Source organism: Thermococcus cleftensis (assembly GCF_000265525.1).
Classification (GTDB): Archaea; Methanobacteriota_B; Thermococci; order Thermococcales; family Thermococcaceae; genus Thermococcus; species Thermococcus cleftensis.
Genome location: NC_018015.1, coordinates 1,710,759 through 1,728,509 on the forward strand (window position 1 = coordinate 1,710,759; position 17,751 = coordinate 1,728,509).

General features: G+C 55.6%; 17 protein-coding genes and 1 CRISPR repeat array. Of the genes, 5 read left to right on the plus strand and 12 right to left on the minus strand.

Features of this window, described 5'->3' with window-relative positions:
- Positions 1-75: 75 nt before the first annotated feature.
- From CL1_RS09235 to CL1_RS09245, 3 genes are read right to left on the minus strand one after another with little or no spacing between them, the layout of a single operon-like run.
- Complete coding sequence (locus CL1_RS09235) at positions 76-552, minus strand: DUF2250 domain-containing protein (RefSeq protein WP_014789614.1); 477 nt, start codon at positions 550-552, stop codon at positions 76-78.
- Positions 553-556: 4 nt separating this feature from the next.
- Positions 557-988, minus strand: a complete 432-nt coding sequence (locus CL1_RS09240; protein ID WP_014789615.1) for a methyltransferase family protein — start codon at positions 986-988, stop codon at positions 557-559.
- 3 nt (positions 989-991) lie between these two features.
- Positions 992-1,402 carry a NifB/NifX family molybdenum-iron cluster-binding protein gene (locus CL1_RS09245; RefSeq protein WP_014789616.1) on the minus strand — a complete coding sequence of 137 codons (411 nt, stop codon included), beginning with the start codon at positions 1,400-1,402 and terminating at the stop codon, positions 992-994.
- A gap of 72 nt (positions 1,403-1,474) precedes the next feature.
- Here CL1_RS09245 and CL1_RS09250 point away from each other — a divergent pair, with 72 nt between their 5' ends.
- Positions 1,475-2,344 (plus strand): nucleotide-binding protein, encoded by an 870-nt coding sequence (locus CL1_RS09250; RefSeq protein ID WP_014789617.1) that lies wholly within the window; start codon positions 1,475-1,477, stop codon positions 2,342-2,344.
- Positions 2,344-3,231, plus strand: coding sequence for a nucleotide-binding protein (locus CL1_RS09255; protein ID WP_014789618.1), 888 nt, complete (start codon positions 2,344-2,346; stop codon positions 3,229-3,231). The genes CL1_RS09250 and CL1_RS09255 overlap by 1 nt, the downstream gene beginning before the upstream one ends.
- Here CL1_RS09255 and CL1_RS09260 read toward each other — a convergent pair.
- Positions 3,209-4,093: a hypothetical protein gene (locus CL1_RS09260; protein WP_014789619.1), complete on the minus strand. Its 885-nt coding sequence runs from the start codon at positions 4,091-4,093 to the stop codon at positions 3,209-3,211. The genes CL1_RS09255 and CL1_RS09260 overlap by 23 nt on opposite strands.
- A gap of 109 nt (positions 4,094-4,202) precedes the next feature.
- On the opposite strand from CL1_RS09260, the gene pfdA reads away from it, so the two are divergent.
- Together pfdA and CL1_RS09270 are read left to right on the plus strand one after the other, a co-directional pair.
- Positions 4,203-4,643, plus strand: a complete 441-nt coding sequence (pfdA, locus tag CL1_RS09265) for a prefoldin subunit alpha (protein WP_014789620.1) — start codon at positions 4,203-4,205, stop codon at positions 4,641-4,643.
- 150 nt (positions 4,644-4,793) lie between these two features.
- Positions 4,794-6,446 (plus strand): DUF2341 domain-containing protein, encoded by a 1,653-nt coding sequence (locus tag CL1_RS09270; protein ID WP_014789621.1) that lies wholly within the window; start codon positions 4,794-4,796, stop codon positions 6,444-6,446.
- Here the strand turns inward: CL1_RS09270 and CL1_RS09275 are convergent.
- Entirely contained in the window at positions 6,421-7,353 is a 933-nt protein-coding gene (locus CL1_RS09275; protein WP_014789622.1) for an SDR family oxidoreductase, read from the minus strand. The two genes, CL1_RS09270 and CL1_RS09275, sit on opposite strands and share 26 nt — an antisense overlap.
- 132 nt (positions 7,354-7,485) lie before the next feature.
- Between CL1_RS09275 and CL1_RS09280 the strand changes: the two genes are divergently transcribed.
- Positions 7,486-8,505: an adenylosuccinate synthetase gene (locus CL1_RS09280; protein ID WP_014789623.1), complete on the plus strand. Its 1,020-nt coding sequence runs from the start codon at positions 7,486-7,488 to the stop codon at positions 8,503-8,505.
- On the opposite strand, the gene CL1_RS09285 is transcribed toward CL1_RS09280, so the two are convergent.
- From CL1_RS09285 to CL1_RS09315, 7 genes are all read right to left on the minus strand, one after another.
- On the minus strand, positions 8,498-10,558 hold the full coding sequence (locus CL1_RS09285; RefSeq protein WP_014789624.1) for a hypothetical protein: 2,061 nt from the start codon (positions 10,556-10,558) through the stop codon (positions 8,498-8,500). The two genes, CL1_RS09280 and CL1_RS09285, sit on opposite strands and share 8 nt — an antisense overlap.
- A gap of 60 nt (positions 10,559-10,618) precedes the next feature.
- Positions 10,619-11,407, minus strand: a complete 789-nt coding sequence (locus CL1_RS09290; RefSeq protein ID WP_014789625.1) for an alpha/beta hydrolase — start codon at positions 11,405-11,407, stop codon at positions 10,619-10,621.
- Positions 11,408-11,556: 149 nt separating this feature from the next.
- Positions 11,557-12,995: a CRISPR direct-repeat array (repeat unit 29 nt; unit sequence CTTTCCACACAATTCTGTCCTACGGAAAC).
- Positions 12,996-13,593: 598 nt separating this feature from the next.
- The gene (locus CL1_RS09295; protein WP_014789627.1) at positions 13,594-14,247 is read right to left on the minus strand and encodes a hypothetical protein; all 654 of its coding nucleotides are present in this window, start codon (positions 14,245-14,247) and stop codon (positions 13,594-13,596) included.
- Position 14,248: 1 nt separating this feature from the next.
- Positions 14,249-14,536 (minus strand): hypothetical protein, encoded by a 288-nt coding sequence (locus tag CL1_RS09300; RefSeq protein ID WP_014789628.1) that lies wholly within the window; start codon positions 14,534-14,536, stop codon positions 14,249-14,251.
- Positions 14,526-15,518: an ArsA family ATPase gene (locus CL1_RS09305; RefSeq protein WP_014789629.1), complete on the minus strand. Its 993-nt coding sequence runs from the start codon at positions 15,516-15,518 to the stop codon at positions 14,526-14,528. The genes CL1_RS09300 and CL1_RS09305 overlap by 11 nt, the downstream gene beginning before the upstream one ends.
- Before the next feature lie 9 nt (positions 15,519-15,527).
- Positions 15,528-15,818, minus strand: coding sequence for a hypothetical protein (locus CL1_RS09310; RefSeq protein ID WP_014789630.1), 291 nt, complete (start codon positions 15,816-15,818; stop codon positions 15,528-15,530).
- A 36-nt stretch (positions 15,819-15,854) separates the two neighbouring features.
- Positions 15,855-17,612, minus strand: coding sequence for a carbon starvation CstA family protein (locus CL1_RS09315; RefSeq protein ID WP_014789631.1), 1,758 nt, complete (start codon positions 17,610-17,612; stop codon positions 15,855-15,857).
- Between the last annotated feature and the right edge of the window lie 139 nt (positions 17,613-17,751).

Sequence of the window (17,751 nt, forward strand, 5' to 3'; positions counted from 1 at the left end):
AAAAAGAGGGGAAAAACTCAAAAGACCCCGTGTAACGATGGACAAAAATGTTCAACCAAGTGGGGGGGTGCGGGGTTATACCCTCAGGAACTCCCACAGTCTCTTGAAGAACTCGGTCTTCCTCCCCTTTTCCGTGATGAAGTGGAGAACCTTCAGCTCCTCGGCGGTTTCGTCGTCTATCCCAGCCCTCCGGTTGGCCTCCCGTATGTTCTTGGACTCCGCGAGCGCTCTAACAATCCTCCAGCCGTCGGGGAGGAGGGAGTTGAAGTACTCCTTCAGCCACCTCCCGTCAATCGAGCGGACGAAGAGTTCTCCCTCCCTCGAAAGCCGGTAGTAGGTGTGGTGCTTGTGAACCTCGAAGGCCTTCTTGAAGCGCGCCTTGCTCCGCTTTATCGCGCTTCCGGGGTCGCGCTCTATCAGGCCGATTTCGAGGAGGTCGCCGACGGCGTCGTTGATTAGCTCCAGGGGGAGGCCGCTAACCTTGGCCATCATCTTCGCGTAGTCAACGCCCGCCCTCTTCAGGTGGGTCAGGACGTAGAGGTGAACTGGCAAGAGCTCAAAGCCTCGGTATGAACCTGGGCGTTCTCTCGGCGTACTGTCTCCACTCATCTCCGAACCTCTCCTCCAGGACTTTCTCCTCCTCGCCTATAAGCCCCACCACCGCGAGCCAGTAGAGTACGGGCAGGCCAAGCATGAAGCCGCCGATGACGAGCGAGAAGCCCGGGAGGATAAGGAAGCCCCATATGGAGTATATCGGGTGCCTGACCCTGGAGTAGCAGCCTCCCGTGAGGAGCCGCCCCTCGGAGTAGGCCCTTGAGACCTGGAGGTAGCAGAGGAGCCAGAGGACTATCCCAACGCTCAAAAGGACAACTCCCACACCTGGGAGCTGGAGAAAGGACTGGGGGAGCCTTGAGTCGAGGCAAAAAGCGAAGAGGGCGTAAGGGGCTGTAATTAGGAAGACCCTCGGCTCGATCCCCCAAAAGCGCATTGCTCACTCCTCTATCGGCGGTTTCTCGGCCTTCTTCGCCTGAACCTGCTCCCACAGTTCGTCGAAGTTCTCGATGAGCCTCTGAAGGGCCACCTTTAAATCCCTCGTCCTCGTGAAGAAGGCCACCTTGTTGGTCTTGTCTCTGATGCGCAAGAAGTTCGGGCCCATCCTGAACGCTGCCAGAACGTCAACGTCCAGGAGCTGGCTGACAACTGCCTTGAACTTCCTCGGGTCCCCGTGCCCCTCGTCGTGCTCCTCTTCAAGGTCCTTGGCCCTGTTGCGCCTCTTTTCAAGCAACTTAACACTTCCGTCCTCGCAGACCTCGTAGATCGCGAAGAACTCGGAGTCGCCGTAGTGGGCGTCTATGAGCTTCTCGTCGTTCTCCATTCCAAAGGCAACCTTCAGGCACCTCATGAGCATCACCGTTTTGAGCGTATGCACAAAGCTTAAAAGCTTTTAGGCTGGCCTAATTCTGGAGGTGAGAGCTTGCAGATAGCGGTGAGCGGTGGGAAGGGAGGAACCGGAAAGTCAACGGTCGCGATAAACCTCGCGATAGCACTTGGAGAGCACTACGATCTGGCCCTGGCCGATCTCGACGTTGAGGCCCCCAACGACCACCTTCTCCTGGGCGTGGAGCTGTCCAACGAGGAGCCGGTGGAGCTGTTCATGCCCAGGTTTGACTACTCGAAGTGCACCCGGTGCAGGAAGTGCGCTGAGGTCTGTGAGGAGCACGCGATAATCACCATGCGCGACGGGACACCTTTCCTGATGCCGAACCTCTGCTCCGGCTGCGCTGCCTGTGAGATAGTCTGCCCGGTTCCAGGAGCGATTCTGCCGGGTAAAAAGCTGATGGGGCACACTTACCTTACCGAGACGCCCTACGGCTTTCCGCTCGTCACGGGCAAGCTCCTCGAAGGAGAGGAGAGGGCCATGCCGATAGTTTCGAGGGCGAAGAAGCGCGCCCAGGCCCTCGGGAAGGAGCTTCTCCTAGTGGACACTGCGGCCGGAACGAGCAACACGGTGTCGAAGGCCCTTGAGGACTCGAGACTCATCATAGCCGTCACGGAGCCGACGCCCCTCGGAATCCACGACGGCGAGCTGATACTCAGGCTGGCCAAGCTGATGGACATTCCCGCGATGGTCGTGGTGAACCGCTCCGACCTCGGCGACGTGGGCAGGGTGCGCGAGATAGCGGAGAGGTACGGGGCGGAAGTGATAGCCGAGATCCCCTACAGCGAGAACGTCATAAGGAGCTACGTTGAGGGGAAGCCTATAGTCCTGAGCGACTATCCTGAGGCCGGGATTTTCAGGGAGATCGCTTCCAGGGTCGTCGAGTTCCTCGGAGGTGGTGAGTGATGCAGCTGGTCATAGCGAGCGGCAAGGGTGGCGTTGGAAAGAGCACCGTCACCGCTTCCCTCCTCTACCTGCTGAAGGACGAGTACCGTTTCGTTGCCGTTGATGCCGATGCGGACGCGCCGAACCTTGACCTGCTCCTCGGCGTCGAGCGCTGGGAGGAGGAGAGGGAGCTGATAGGCGCAAAGGTGGCGAGGATAAACACCGAGAGCTGCATAAGGTGCGGCATCTGCCAGGAGCGCTGCCCCTACGACTGCATCAAGGTCATCGACGGCGACTACGTGGTGAGCGAGCTGACCTGCGAGGGCTGCAACGTCTGCGGCCTGGTCTGCCCGGTTCCGGGGACGATAACGCTGGAGGAGGTCCGCTCCGGCGTGGTGAGGAAGACAACCACCCGCTACGGCTTCCCGCTGATCTCGGCCCAGCTCGACGTCGGCAGGCCCAACAGCGGCAAGCTCGTCACAGAGGAGAAGGAGTGGGCGAAAAAGCTCATGGGCGAGCTTGGCCTGGAGCACATGATAGTGGACAGCGCCGCTGGAATAGGCTGCCAGGTCATAGCGAGCATAGGCGGGGCCGATCTAACGATACTCGTTGCCGAGCCGACCCCCGCTTCACTAAGCGACGTCCAGCGCGCATACAAGGTGGTCCAGCACTTCAGGCAGCCGGCGTACCTGATAATAAACAAGGCCGACCTCAACCCCGGCTTCACCGCCCTGAGGGAGTGGGCTGAAGCTGAGGGGATCCCGATACTCGGAGAAATACCCTACGACAGGGCCATTCCGAGGAGCATGAGCATGCTCAAGCCCTTCGTCGAGGCCTTCCCCGACTCAAAGGCGGCTGATGCGATGAGGGAGATAGCGGAGAAGGTCAGGGAAGAGATACTCCGCTGACCTCGCAGTTCATCGGGGCTTCCCTTTTCCCCCATATTGTTTCCAGCCTGAACCTGACGCACAGCGGTGGTCTATCATCTCCCCCGTAGGTCGTGTTGAAGACCAGCGCAAAAGCCCCGTACGGCCAGGTGGCGTTGAAGCCCGCGGAGTCCAGGCCACCGTATGCTTTGGGGAATGAGGAGTGCTTGGAGTTCTCGTCGGTTTCGTTGCAGGTCATTATCGTTCCGCTTTCTGGCCAGCACTGCCAGAGGAGGGTAGATGTGGAGCTTTCAATGCCCCAGGAGGGTGGGTAGATTACGGTGACGTCATCGATACCCTTAACGGTCTCGGGGCTGGCGAGGTAGTAGACCACGAGAACACCCCTGCCGTCCATCTCGGAGTAAACCCACCCTCCGAGGAAGTCGAAGGTATTGTTGTCAAGGAACATGTCCCGGGGTGGGTAGACGATGAAGCGGTCGTCGGGGCTTTCCGTTGGAACCCACTCAGAGCGGACGCTGGACTCGCGGCTGCCGTTCTCGTCGAACTCCAAGTAAAAGTACTCCGAGTACGCCCTGAGCTTCCCCTGTTCAGCCAGATATCTCACGACGGCGAGGGGATAGTTGGGGTCGAGGGAATCGTTGAACGCTTTAACGAGAATGTTACCGAGGCTCCTCGGGCTGTAAACCTCTTCAGCGTAACCCTTTATGGTACCGTTTTGCACGTACGGGCAGATCTGGTAGCTGACGTGGTAGTTGGTCTTGGGTGGCTCCGACATTCCCAGCTTGCAGTCTCCGTTCTCGCTTAGATATTCACTTATGGAGTAAGCGGTTCCGATTACCGCCACTATGATCATCGCGGCGAGAAGGATCCTCCCCAGGTTCATTCCATCACCGCTTTTTCTTTGATGTTGGATTAAATAACTTTTTCGTTTCTTGGGTAATCCGGACCCAAACCTTAAAAGCCCCGCCGCGTAGTCCCTCCGGTGGTGTGGAATGGCCGAGACCAACGAGATGGAAAGGCTCGCTTACGAGTACCAGCTCCTTCAGGCGCAGGCGCAGCTCCTGGCCCAGAACCTCGAACTGCTCACCCTCGGGAGGAACGAGTTCCAGGCGGTCAAGGAGACGCTGGAGGAACTCAAGAAGGTCGAGGAGGAGAAGCCGGAGATCCTGGTGCCGGTTGGCGCGGGCTCCTTCCTGAAGGCCCACATAGACGACAAGGAGAACGCGATAGTCAGCGTTGGGGCAGGCTACGCCATCGAAAAGAACCTCGACGACGCGGTGAGGTACCTCGAAGAGCGCATAAAGGAATACGACGACGCGATAGCGAAGACCCAGGAGGCGCTTAGGAAGCTCGAGGGCCAGCTCGGAGAGCTCGCCAAGAAGGCGCAGGAGATACAGCAGAGGCAGGCCATGGGCTTCAGCGTGAAGAGATGACCCGCTTCGATTCTCTCGGATTTTAAAATTTTGCACATTATGTTGCATTAATTACTGGAAGACCGGCTATTTAGTGCTGTTTGGTCCGGTAACGTGTTCCATAAACTTGAGATACCTTTAAATTCCGTGTGTCGTAACATCACGTTTGATATGAAAGAAACGAAACTAAAGCTGAAGCTGATAACGTTGCCGATCCTTCTGTTACTTCTCGCGGGGACCTTTGGGTTAGCTGTACCCAGCATTAACGTGAACGTTCAGGAGATCGGTGCAGGCTCTCAGAGGCTTGTTTCCCCCGTTCTCCAGGGGTCGATATGGTTTAGCACGGGATTAACCTCCGGTGAGCTAGTTTTCTCGGAAGATCTCCCCGCGGGAACGCAGATCTATGTTTCTCTTCGAGACGCCAACAACAACACCGTTGCATACAACTACTCCATTGTTCTCACTTCGGATTTAACTGCTGGAAGTGTTCTGAATTACTCCCTCATCAATCCAAACGGGGCCAGCAGAGCCGATGTCGTCAGGGCCGTCGTGACCGTTATGACTCCCAACTATCAGACAACGTTCACCTCTGGTAATATACTGGTCACGAGCAGGGAGCTGGGGGTTGGGATCGCAAACACCACCGTCTTCTGCATTCCGATAACCGTCAAGGAAAACAGCGGGCAGACCCTCTACAACTACAGCGTTCTGGTCGTCTTGGACGATAGTGCCAATAGCAACAGCGAGAACTGGAGCGTTGATTGGAACGTCATCAACGCAACCAACCTGTACTTCACCGATGACGATGGTAACCCTCTGTATTTCTGGGTTCAATACTTGGACACCAACAACAGGATAGCCTACCTGTGGGTAAAGCTCCCGGAACTGGACGCAGGTGCTTCCCGTACAATATGCCTGACTTATGGTGTGTGGCCCAACCCTTACGTCAGTTATAATGACCCGGACAATGTTTTCCTGCTTTTTGATGACTTCGAGGGTTCCTCGCTGAACACGGAAAAGTGGAACGTCCACGGGGACCCTGTGGTGTCAAACAGTGTGTTAAGTCTAAGCAGCGGCCAGTGGATATGGAGCAAAAAGGAAATGCCGAGCGACTCTTTTCAAATCTTAATACAATCAAGCCGGCTTAGGGCGTCTCCTTTCTTTATGTGGTACATAGACAACAGATCCCTTGCATGGGCCGAGGTTTTCAATGGTTCATCTTGGAGTGCGACTGATGAACTGTGGGTTTTTAACGTTAGCTCTGGAAAGTGGGGGGTTTCATACAGCGGTGGGGGATCCCCTGTTCTCTGGAGCAATAACCTCATAAACATTACAGTGCTACCTTACAACCTAACCCACGTTGTGGTTTTTATCTACGAAGACTCGAGTTTGATCTCCTATTATATACTCCCGAAGGAACCTCCCGAGCCTGTTGGCATCGGTCAGTGGTACTACTACAATTGGAGGGGCATACCTCGTAGTAGGACTTCCTCCTACGACTGGATACTCGTTCGCAGATATGTCTATCCAGAGCCCTCTGTCTCGGTTGGGTACTTGTACTACAAACTTGTCTTCCACCCACAGCCCCCAGCCACCGCAACCGCTTCCTCTTCGGTGACCACTTCACCTGCCGGAGCACTCGCACCACTCTCGATTCCAGGGTTAAACGATGCCCTGCTGGCTGGAAAGAGCGTCCCGCTCAGGTTCCCGATTTCCCCTGAAGTGCCCTCGAACAACACTCCGTTAATTCGGGTGGGCAACGGTACTGAAGAAAGAATAAAGAATCTGGTTTCCAACCTCACTCCCGTTGCCGACGGTCCTTAGCGTACCACTCCACCGTCTTTTTCAGCCCTTCCTCAAGGCTCCACTCCGGCTCGAAGCCGAGCTCCCTTATCTCGCTTATATCCGCCAAGCTGTGTCTTATGTCGCCGGGCCGCGGCTTATCAAATATTATCGAGCTTGTCGCGCCAGTTATCTCGATCACCTTCATCGCGAGCTCCAGAATGCTCGTTTGCCTTCCAGTGGCAACGTTGAAGACCTTTCCGTTCGCTTTCCTGCTCTCAGCGACGAGGAGGTTTGCTTTAACCACGTCCTTCACGTAGATGAAATCCCTCGTCTGCTTGCCGTCACCGAAGATGACGAGCGGCTCGTTCCTCAGCGCGCGGCTGATGAAAATGCTTATCACTCCCGCGTACTGGTTGGCACTCTGCCTTGGACCAAAGACGTTGAAGTAGCGGAGCGCGACAACTGGAAGGCCGTAGAGCTCGTGGTAAACGCGGAGATACTCCTCGGCGGTCGCCTTCGTCACGCCGTAGGGCGAGAGCGGTTTCGGCCTCTCAGATTCCTTCAGCGGCAGGTTTGGATTGTCACCGTAAACCGCCGCAGAGGAGGCAAAAATCAGCTTCCCGTGGCCCTCGAGGAGTGCCCTCAAAATGTTCAGGGTGCCTATAACGTTTACCTCCTCGGTGAAGACCGGGTCGCGAATGCTCTCGACGACGCTCACCTGGGCCGCCTCGTGGAAGACGTAGTCCGCCTGGCCTATCAGCTCGGCTATCGCTTCGTAGTCCCTTATGTCCGCCTTAACTAGCTTCGCCCCAGGAGGGACGTTCTCCTCCTTCCCCGTGTAGAGGTTGTCGATGACGATTACCTCGTTGTCCTTCACCAGCTCCCAGGCGATGTGGGAGCCTATGAATCCCGCTCCCCCGGTAACGACCACCAGCTTGTTCCTCATCGCTACCCCCTTAGGTAGTGTTTGCCGCGGGTTTTAACCTTTTGCCGGACTGCCCCGGCATTGTTTGACAGATTAATGCCTAATTCGAAACCATTATAAGCCCCCTCTTGACTTAAACATGGGTAAGGAGCCATGCCGAGCTACATCGTTGTTGGCGGTCAATGGGGAGACGAGGGCAAGGGTTCCATCATAGCGTACCTTGCCTTGAAGGACGGGCCTGAGGTAATAGCGCGCGGCGGTGTCGGGACGAACGCGGGCCACAGCGTTTTCATCAACGGCAAAAGGTACGCGGTTAGACAGCTCCCGACGGGTTTTGTGCAGACCAAAGCGAGGCTTCTCGTCGGAGCGGGCGTTTTGGTGGACCCCGAGGTTTTCTTCCACGAGCTTGAGCACCTTAAGGACTTCAACGTCTCTGAAAGGGTTGGCATCGACTACCGCTGTGCGATAATCGAGGAGAGGCACAAGGAACTCGACAGGAGCAACAGCCACCTCCACGGGAAGATAGGCACCACGGGAAGCGGTTGCGGCCCTGCAAACGCGGACAGGGTGATGAGGAAGGCGAAACTGGCCAGAGAAGTCAAGGAACTTGAACCCTATCTAACCGATGTCGCCGCTGAGGTCAACGACACGCTCGACGAGGGCAAACTCGTCCTCGTTGAGGGAACGCAGGGCTTCGGGCTAAGCCTCTACTACGGCACCTACCCCTACGTCACCTCAAAGGACACCACCGCTTCCGCCATAGCGAGCGACGTTGGAATAGGCCCAACGAGGGTCGATGACGTCATAGTGGTTTTCAAGAGCTTCCCGACGAGGGTCGGCGCTGGGCCTTTCCCGACGGAGATGAGCGAAGAAGAGGCTGAAAGGCTCGGCCTCGTCGAGTACGGCACCGTAACTGGGAGGAGGAGAAGGGTTGGCTGGTTCGACTTCGAGTTCGCCCGCTACTCCGCGAGGCTCAACGGCGCCACGATGCTCGCTTTAACGATGCTCGACAAGTACGACAGAGAAGCCTTCGGCGTCACCGACTACGATAAGCTACCGAGAAAGGCAAGGGAGTTCGTTGAAGAAATTGAAGAGCGCATAGGTGTCCCGGTAGCGCTCATAAAGACCGGGCCGGAGCTGGAGCACATAATAGACAGGAGGGAAGTCATTTAACCGTGTACTTGCCCTCCACCTGGGCCAGTCTGAGCTTTGACGTCAGTCCTCCAGCAGGGACGAAGTCGTGCTCCAACAGCTCGCCGGTCAGGGTGTTGAACTTGGCGAAGTACGTTCCCTTTCCTCCGACCCCTTTTATGCTCGCGTAGCCCTCCTCGATGTTGTGGGCGACCCATTCTATTGAGACGCTGTCCCCGTAGTTCTCCCCCACGAACCTCTCGAATGCCTTCGCTATGGCGCTCTCTATGTACTGATACTCGAAGGAAAGAACCTCCCCAGTTTTCCTGTGGATCACCAGCTTTCCGAAGGTCTTCGAACCGGTGAACTCGACCTCCCAGTGGTCCGAGAGCCTCAGCCCCTCCACCGACGGGTTTGGCTCGACATCGGCTATTCTCTCAAGGGCTATCTCCTCGACGACGCTTCCCTTTACGAACCTGTCCATCTCCCCCAAATTACCTTCCCTCGACACGAGGAGCCTCACTACCTGCCTTTCGTTCTCGAGGGTTATGCTGAACCCCTCCCCCGACTCCTCAACGAAGACAGCCTTGAATCCTGGATAGCGCTCCAGGGCCAGTTCCACTGCCAGGTCACGCTCTATGGTAACGTTCTTCTCGATGATCTCGCCGCTGGACCCGTCGTATGTTATGCTCGCCTTTATACCCCTCCCCTCGAACTCCGCTCTGACGATCTGGTGGTTTGTCACCCTGCAGGACCTGAGCTCAAGGCTATCCAATGCCGGAACGCTTCCGAGGGCCTTCCGAAGAACCTCCACCGGCGAGCTTAGGCTCCTCTCCTCCAGAACCTCCCCAGTCCTGGGTTCGAGGGAGAGGACTTTAACGGATCCCTCAGCTATCAGATCCACCACGATTCTCTCGGGCTTCCTCTCGATTCCTATGATCCTGCCGTCTGGGTACTTGCCGAGCAGGATTTCCAGCACTGCTTCCTCGCTCAGGACGGGAGAGACCCTTTTCACCTCGCCGCTGTAGGAGTTGATCTCCACCTCAAAGAGGTACCGCCGGGTTTTTCCTCTGAGAACCGTGAAACGGCTCCTTTTCGTTGCTTCAATGACGTTGGGCTCCTCCCCTGTGGCATCAAAGACGGCCTTTCCGGCGAGCTCCAGGAGAACCTCATCGGGAAGAGGCTCCGCCTCGGCCCAGACGCGCCCCTCGTTGAAGTCAAAATGAACCCTGACCTCGTTTCTGCCTGCCTCAAAGACCAGCTCCGCGCCCTCCGGAACGTAGGCCTTCCTCGTCTGGACGACCTTCAGGTCGAGCCATTCCTTCCTGACCGCCTCTTCGATGACGAACCTCTCCGGACCGGGGGCTTCTTTGATCTCTACCTCGGTGGCCTGGACCGTCGCAACGTCCTCCAGGAGAACCTTCATAGCCAGGCCCTTCAGCTCCCCCTCCGCCTTCATTACCACCCTGTCCCCGTCCACGAGGGCCTTTCCACTGTCGCTTTCCCTGCTCCATGAGACGATGTAAACGGGCCTGAGCTTGAGTCTCAGCGCCTTGACCTTCGAGGCCTCCGGTGAAACGCCGTACTTGTACGCGGCCACCTTCCTGGCCTCTTCCACGAGGTTTTTGGTGTCAAGGGGTTCCACGAGCGGCCCGTCGAGGACGAACTCCCTGAACTCCACTCCCTCCCTGCTTTCCTCCTCCCCAATTAGCTTTTCGAGAAGCGTCCGAGGAGGTTCTATGGAGTACCTGTTGAAGGCCTCTGCCAGCCACTCGGGGCCCAATACCTTTACCCCCTCCTGTTCCAGCCCTGGCCAGTCCCCGCCGAGTACTATGAGAATCGCGCGGTCATACTTCTTTAATACCAACTTGAGCCACTCGCTCCTGGCCTTCCCTCGGAGTAGAGAAACCGCGAGCCTTTCCGGGCCCTGGAACGGGTTTTCCCTCTCTCCAATGACCGTGATTAGCCTGGCGTCTCCCTTTTTCTTGTACTCCCTGCCGACTTCCGCGTATCCGGCTTTCCTGAGCAGTTCTGCCAAACCCTCCACCAGAAAATCGTCGGGTGCCAGAAGGATTATTGATGGGTCCCACCTCATGTTATCCCCCTAAGGGATAAAAATGGGGAGGATAAATAGTTTGCTGGAGGTAAAACCCCGTTATTGAGCCGAAGAGTACGATTTTTCAACCAGCCACTTAACAATTGTTTCGTGGAACTCCTCGGCCCACTCGGGGTCTTCAAATATCTCGTGGTACGCCCCCTCGAACTCCCTCAGGGTTTTGTCCTCGACGGCCAGCTCCTCGAAGAGTCTGCGTGAGCCTTCAGGCGGGGTTATTACATCGCCAGTGCCGATCAGAAGGAGGATCGGGACTTTTATCTTGTCCGCCTCCCTGTGGGCCAGCTCCATGTTCACGAAGATGCTCCTTCCCAGCTTGGCCGAAATCCTGTCGTGGACGAGTGGGTCTTCAACGTACCTCCTTACAGCTTCCCCGTTCCTTGAGAGGAGTTCCGGCTTTATGCCGTTGGAGAGAACAACACCAGGAGCGATCTTTCCAAGGAACTTCGCGAGGGCCACCATGAAGCCCGGCGTTTCCGGGCTCTTGGCGAGGGCAGGCGAGGAAGCTATTAATCCCCGTATTTTATCGGGCCGCGTCTCAGCGTACCTGATGACAGTTAGACCACCGAGGCTGTGGCCGAAGAGGAAGGGCTTCTCCCCGATCTCCTCGATTATCGAGTCGATTATTTCCATCGCCTCCTCGACGCTCGTGTGCCCTCTCTTGCCAGGGCTTTTCCCGTGGCCGGGCCAGTCGAAGGTGTAAACTCCAAAGCCGGCATAGTTGAGTTCCTTAATCAGTCTTCCATACCTTCCGCTGTGCTCGCCGAGGCCGTGGACGAGAACGACCCAGCCGAGCTTTGCTTCGCCGAATTTGGCCTTGTAAACCTCCATTTAGATCACCCGGATAGGGCCGCTGGAAGTCATTCCCACAATGTGCAGTTTCTCAGAAAAGGTTTTTGGGAGTATACACAGCGCGACAACCGTGCACCACTTCTACGGAAACCGTCTGGCCCTAGCTGGGCGATCGTCGCGACGACTCCCTTTCCACACAATTCTGTCCTATGGAAACTCTACGATGCAGACAACGATCTTGACGTGACAATGCTTTCCTTTCCACACAATTCTGTCCTATGGAAACTTCGTCAAGGCATGGGATCTCATTCTTACACAATTCGACTTTCCACACAATTCTGTCCTACGGAAACTCCTGGACGTCAAGGAAGAGTACGTACTCCCCGGGTTCGTCTTTCCACACAATTCTGTCCTACGGAAACGGGCAGAATCAGAACGTTTCAGCGCTCGCGAACATGACGACTTTCCACACAATTCTGTCCTACGGAAACGCACAGAAGCCCTTGAGGCAATCAGCTCGCTGAGAGTGCTTTCCACACAATTCTGTCCTACGGAAACAGAAGTGATTAGAGCGGAGGAAGGCCCAAGGTAACCCTTTCCACACAATTCTGTCCTACGGAAACACATCACAAACCGCTCCTGGCCGACCTGGACGAAGTAACTTTCCACACAATTCTGTCCTACGGAAACCAGAGAAATTCGGGGCTTTCAAGATTCCGGACGACAACTTTCCACACAATTCTGTCCTACGGAAACTGCAGTTGCACGTGCCGTTGCTAATCCCCGTCCAGTTCACGCTTTCCACACAATTCTGTCCTACGGAAACAAAACGCTGTTTTCGTCCTCCTCTTCGACTTCGAAATCGACTTTCCACACAATTCTGTCCTACGGAAACATGTTCGAGGAGGTTGAGAAGAATGGAGGCTGAAAAGGTCTTTCCACACAATTCTGTCCTACGGAAACAAGGAGGTGAAGACATGAGCACCCGCCTCTTTGACGTCTTTCCACACAATTCTGTCCTACGGAAACAGTATGACCCTCTCGACCTCCATCATGCCCACCACCTTCTTTCCACACAATTCTGTCCTACGGAAACTTATTGTTGCAGCAAGATCAGTATATATGTCAGGAGCACTTTCCACACAATTCTGTCCTACGGAAACATGAGCGTGAACGTGGAACTTTACCCCTCCAGCGCGGCCGTCTTTCCACACAATTCTGTCCTACGGAAACTCATGAGCGACCCTCCTTCTCTACAGGGGGCAGTTCTTCTTTCCACACAATTCTGTCCTACGGAAACACGACCTCAGGGACGGCCCCACCGAGGTAAACGAGCTCTTTCCACACAATTCTGTCCTACGGAAACTCCGCGAGGTCCGGGTCCATGCTGAGAAGGTGATTACTTTCCACACAATTCTGTCCTACGGAAACTTGACTTCTACTCGAACGTTTACAGGCAGAAGGTCATCTTTCCACACAATTCTGTCCTACGGAAACCCTTCACTTCCGGCGGAACTACGTCCCGAATTCTATCTTTCCACACAATTCTGTCCTACGGAAACTCCGGGACCGGGAACGTCGGCCCGTCCCTGGTCACACTTTCCACACAATTCTGTCCTACGGAAACGCTCCGGGAATTCCCCGGGTTCTCGATTTTAAGTTCTTTCTTCACCGCTATTTAAACCTTGTTCTAAAAACCCGTGTCACCGCATTCTATTTATAAAGCCGGCACAGGAATAGGGAAACGTCGAAAGGACTGCTTTCACCCGAAGAGAGCCTTACAATGATCCAAAAGCAAAAAGAAAAAATCGAAACCGCTTTCAGGAGTTTCAACGGGTTAAAACAAGAGCAGGGAAAATAAAACCCCGCGTTAAACCCGATTGACCATTCAAACTCCCATAAAAATGCCTTAAACCACACACAAACCCTCCAGAGCACTCAAAGCACGATTTAATTTTACACTCGCAAAACCCTTCGACGTCGTTCTCATCAAGAATCAAGAACGGATTTGGTGGGGCTCTTGGCGATAGATGGAGAGTTATGGGGTTGGATATAGGGAACAAGCAAGACTGAAAGCCAATCGGCGGTTCAAAGTGATTTAACAGCGTTTCAATCGGTTCGGTGCTACGTCCTTCGGGTGGTCTCTTTTCGTCTTTGGGGGTTGGGAAGAGGAGTCAATGGTGGGTTCGCTCAAAGAGGGCAGTTTCACGAGGCTTCTAAAAAAGTTAAGACGAAAAGGGGCTTTCCTTAAGCTTCTCGTTGACGAAGCGGACAAACTTTTCGATATCCTTACCAATAGTGTCCGGTTCGGGCTTCATGAGCACGTAGAACACGTTGGTCTTCGGAGTCAGCGAGACGTGTTTGACGTTGCGGGGATTGGAGAGGCTTTCGATGAGGGCCTTCAGGTTCTCCACGTCGCGCCTCTTCTCGTAGAGGGCCTCGTACTGCCTTCCGGCGACCTCGATTATCTCCCTCTGGAGGAGGTCCTCGTTCTCTATGCCCGGCCTCATTCTGTAGTATCCCTTCTGTATCAGATGGGCCTCCCTCCGTATGTCCGAAAACGGCTTGATGACGATGTACAGCTTGTCGTGCCGGCTCGTTATCAGTGCTATCGGGAAGTAGAGGAGGCTGTGCCTGGGCAGGAGCGTGAGGGTGAACTCCATCTTCCTGACGTTGCTCCTGTTGATTTTATACTCCGCGCGGAAGCCTATGTAACCGCCGAGCCACGTGTACAGCTCGTCCTCTGGCTTCACTACTTCCTTTATCGCTTTTATGTAGTGTTCCATCAGCAGGAGGTTGAGCTTCCTGCCCCTGTAGAACTGGAGGGCTGAAACGCCGGCTATTATAAATATAACTGCAAACAGCAGCTGATTGTCCATCTCAATCCTCCTCCAGGGGGTAGTATCTTTCCAGGGTTCGGGCATCGATTATCTCCAATCCGGGAACATCATCGAGGACATTGATGATATCCCTGACTATCCTCCTCCGGATCGGCCAGCTGAGGGCGTGCTGGAAGGGGCGGTGAAGCCCCTCTGCCAGGCGGAGGTAGATCCTTGTCCCGTCCTCGTCAGCAATAACAGCCTCGACGAGACCCAGGCTAACTATGTCCACGTCGGTTATTGGCTCCCTCACCCTTTTAAGCCTCTCGTGGAGCGCTTTAGCCTTCAACTATAATTCCCCCCAGTTCCCTGAGCCGCTCCAGCCCCCTGGGCTCCTCGGCGAATACCGGTATCTTCACCATCTCCACCCCGGGGAACTTCCGCCCGACCTCCCTTAGAACCATTTCCTGGGTTTCCAGCTTGGCCCTCAGCTCCGGGATCTCTCCTTTCAGCTCGAGAACCTTGTTCATAACTATCATGTTGAATGGCACGTGGAACTTCCTGAGGCTCTCCCTGGCTCTTTCGGTTTCATAGAGGGGAAGCATCTCCGGGTTCATCACCGCCACGACGCTCGTCTTTCTGGGGTTGGTTATCACACCCTCTACGAAGGCCACCTCCTCGCGGTACTTCTTTAGCTCCCTCATAACCGCGTCTTCTTCCTCCTTCGTTGGGAGCTTCACCCTCTCGTCCCCTACCACGAACTCCTGCTCCCCGTGAATGTTGGCTATCGCCGCGCGCCTCTCGAGTATTGCCTTCCTTATCTCGATGAGCTTGTCGGCCCAGATGAGTGATATCCTTGGCAGGGCCAGGACGCGGAGGGTTAATCCGGTCGGCGGGGTATCGAAGATTATCACGTCCCACTCGTCGCCTTTCACCAGTATCTCCCTCACCGCCTCCAGCGTGGCGTACTCCTCGATTCCCGGGGAGTAGCTCAGAACCTCGAAGTACTTCTCCAGGTTTATGACGGTGAGGTAGCGGTACGTGTGCTTCATGCTCTCCTCCAGGTGCTTGAGGTAGGTCTTTATCAGCTTCTCCATGTCAAGCTCCGCCGCGTAGAGGTTCTCGGCTATCTTCTTCGGTTTGTCCTTGAGCTTTACCATCAGCACGTCACCGAGGTTGTGGGCCGGGTCGAGCGACACTACCAGCGTCCGGTAGCCCCTCTCCGCGAGCGCCGTAGCGGCCGCCGCAGAACTGGTAGTTTTACCAACTCCGCCCTTACCTATGAAAAAGACGACGCGGTAGCCCTTTTTGGGCAGGAAGAACTCCCTCATGGGACCACCTCACGTGATTTCAAACATTCCGGCCAGCTCGCCGAGCACGTCGTCCATATCCACCGCCCTGCGCTGCATTACGTACAGCTCGCGCGTCATATGGGGGAGCACTCTTATCACGAGCGTCGTCGGCGGGCTGGGGATTCCAACGAAAGCCCCCATGAGCGTGAGCGCGAAGACGTTCTCAAGCTCTCTCAGCTCGAATTCGAGGTACTCGGTTGAGTTCTGTTTGAATGCCCCGAAAAAACCCTTTAAGAAGGCTCTAACGTTCTCCAGCGGGTCTTTTTCTTTGTCCTTCATTCTCACCACCTGAGAATCAAAAATAAGGAAAAGACGTCAGGCCGCGCTCGCGGCGTACTCCTCGCTCGGCCTCTTCCAGGCCACCCAGAAGTCCCAGGCGAGGAGCAGGTTGAGGAACAGGCTGACCACGAGCGCACCCTTGACGGCTATGAGGTACTGTCCGGTCATCGGGACGTAGATGAGGTACCAGATTATCGCCGCCGTCACGGTGATCCAGAGGAACAGCGCCGGAATAATCACCGCCCAGCTCCACTTGCCTGCCTGCTGAACCTTGGCTACCCACAGCGCTGCCGTCATCATGGCTATGCTCGCGAGCATCTGGTTCATCGCGCTGAACGCCGGCCAGATGACCTTGTAGCCGGCTCCCCAGGCGAGGTAGGTTCCAATGCCCGCTATTATTATCGAGGCCACCCACTTGTTGGTGAGGATCTTTGCGATTCCCTTGCTCGTGTCAGTGACCATGCTGAAAAGCTCCTGCCAGGCAAAGCGGCCGAGCCTCGTGGCCGTGTCGAGCGAGGTCAGCGTAAAGGCCGAAACCCACAGCGTCGCGAAGGTCTTTCCGAAGGTCTCGCTCACGCCGTAGAACTCGCTGACGGCCTTGGCGTAGCCTCCGAGGAAGGTTCCAAGGCCTCCCTTGGTTATGTACTCGGTGGCCCACTGCTCCGGCTGAAGTCCCGTGAGCTGGACTCCGTAGACGGCTATGGCGGTTATGACGATCGTTGAAAGGAACCCTTCAGTGAACATTCCGCCGTAGCCAACCATGAGGCCGTGTATCTCGTTGTCAAGCTGCTTGCTGGTGGTTCCAGAGCCGACGAGGGAGTGGAATCCGCTGAGCGAGCCACAGGCGATTATGAGAGGTATCGTTGGCCAGAAGGGCGATGCCACGGGAACACTACTACCTCCCTCTCCTATACCCGTGACCACGTAGGCACTCCAGGTGGTGTACGCTGGAGCAGTGAAGTCCTTGGCAAGGAAGATGAACGCTATTCCACCGAAGATGAGGCCGAACCAGAGGATATATGCGTTGAGATAGTCCCTGGGCTGGAGGAGTATCCACACCGGGAGCGAGGCCGCGATTATGATGTAAACCATGAGGATTATGTTCCAGTAGTGGTAGGCGGTCGTGTAGGCTGCGGAGGTTGTGTCGGTCTGGCCGTCCACGAAGACCAGCGGGTACTTGAGACCGATCCACACTGCTGCGATGAGGAGGACGATGCCTATTATCGTTGCCAGCTTGAAGTCCAGCCTGACCTTGTACATCAGGTAACCCAGTATCACCGCGACGAGCAGGAAGAGCAGCGTTGCGGTTGCCGCCTGGGGTGTCACGGTCAGGAGCTTGGCTGTTACCGCGACGAAAGCCGCGACGACCAGCAGCAGGGCGAACCAGATGTAGACCTCGAAGGCTACGCCCGTCTTCCTGCTCATGAGCCTTCCGGCTATCCACTGGACCGACTTGCCATCGTAGCGGACAGAGGACATCAGTGCGAGATAGTCGTGGACGGCACCGATGAAGACGTTTCCAAACCAGACCCACAGCAGTCCAGGCAGCCAACCCCATGCCATTGCAATTGCCGGACCAACTATGGGCCCTGCTCCCGCTATCGATGCAAAGTGGTGGCCGTAGAGGACCAGTGGGTGCGCTGGAACGTAGTCAACTCCGTCGTAGAGCCTGTGGGCAGGCGTCGGTCTGTTAGGGTCTGCCTTTACAACCTTGCTCTGAAGGCTCTTGCCATAGCTGAAGTACATGGCCAGGTATATTGCACCAGCCAGAAGAACTATTACAGCAGAGTTCATTGTTGCACCTCCATGTATATTCTGCACTGTGATGTACACTTCTGGAGTATAAATGCTTTTCGGCAAAAAACTGAAGGTATTCCGTTTTTGAACTAACCGTTAGAAATCACGTCCGGATTCCCAGTGAAAGTATTTTAAG

Coding starts and splice junctions, on each gene's coding strand:
- CL1_RS09295 (WP_014789627.1), bottom strand. CDS start 14,247: ATGGACAATCAGCTGCTGTTTGCAGTTATATTTATAATAGCCGGCGTT.
- CL1_RS09255 (WP_014789618.1), top strand. CDS start 2,344: ATGCAGCTGGTCATAGCGAGCGGCAAGGGTGGCGTTGGAAAGAGCACC.
- CL1_RS09310 (WP_014789630.1), bottom strand. CDS start 15,818: ATGAAGGACAAAGAAAAAGACCCGCTGGAGAACGTTAGAGCCTTCTTA.
- pfdA (WP_014789620.1), top strand. CDS start 4,203: ATGGCCGAGACCAACGAGATGGAAAGGCTCGCTTACGAGTACCAGCTC.
- CL1_RS09305 (WP_014789629.1), bottom strand. CDS start 15,518: ATGAGGGAGTTCTTCCTGCCCAAAAAGGGCTACCGCGTCGTCTTTTTC.
- CL1_RS09270 (WP_014789621.1), top strand. CDS start 4,794: ATGAAAGAAACGAAACTAAAGCTGAAGCTGATAACGTTGCCGATCCTT.
- CL1_RS09315 (WP_014789631.1), bottom strand. CDS start 17,612: ATGAACTCTGCTGTAATAGTTCTTCTGGCTGGTGCAATATACCTGGCC.
- CL1_RS09290 (WP_014789625.1), bottom strand. CDS start 11,407: ATGGAGGTTTACAAGGCCAAATTCGGCGAAGCAAAGCTCGGCTGGGTC.
- CL1_RS09280 (WP_014789623.1), top strand. CDS start 7,486: ATGCCGAGCTACATCGTTGTTGGCGGTCAATGGGGAGACGAGGGCAAG.
- CL1_RS09285 (WP_014789624.1), bottom strand. CDS start 10,558: ATGAGGTGGGACCCATCAATAATCCTTCTGGCACCCGACGATTTTCTG.
- CL1_RS09260 (WP_014789619.1), bottom strand. CDS start 4,093: ATGAACCTGGGGAGGATCCTTCTCGCCGCGATGATCATAGTGGCGGTA.
- CL1_RS09275 (WP_014789622.1), bottom strand. CDS start 7,353: ATGAGGAACAAGCTGGTGGTCGTTACCGGGGGAGCGGGATTCATAGGC.
- CL1_RS09240 (WP_014789615.1), bottom strand. CDS start 988: ATGCGCTTTTGGGGGATCGAGCCGAGGGTCTTCCTAATTACAGCCCCT.
- CL1_RS09245 (WP_014789616.1), bottom strand. CDS start 1,402: ATGAGGTGCCTGAAGGTTGCCTTTGGAATGGAGAACGACGAGAAGCTC.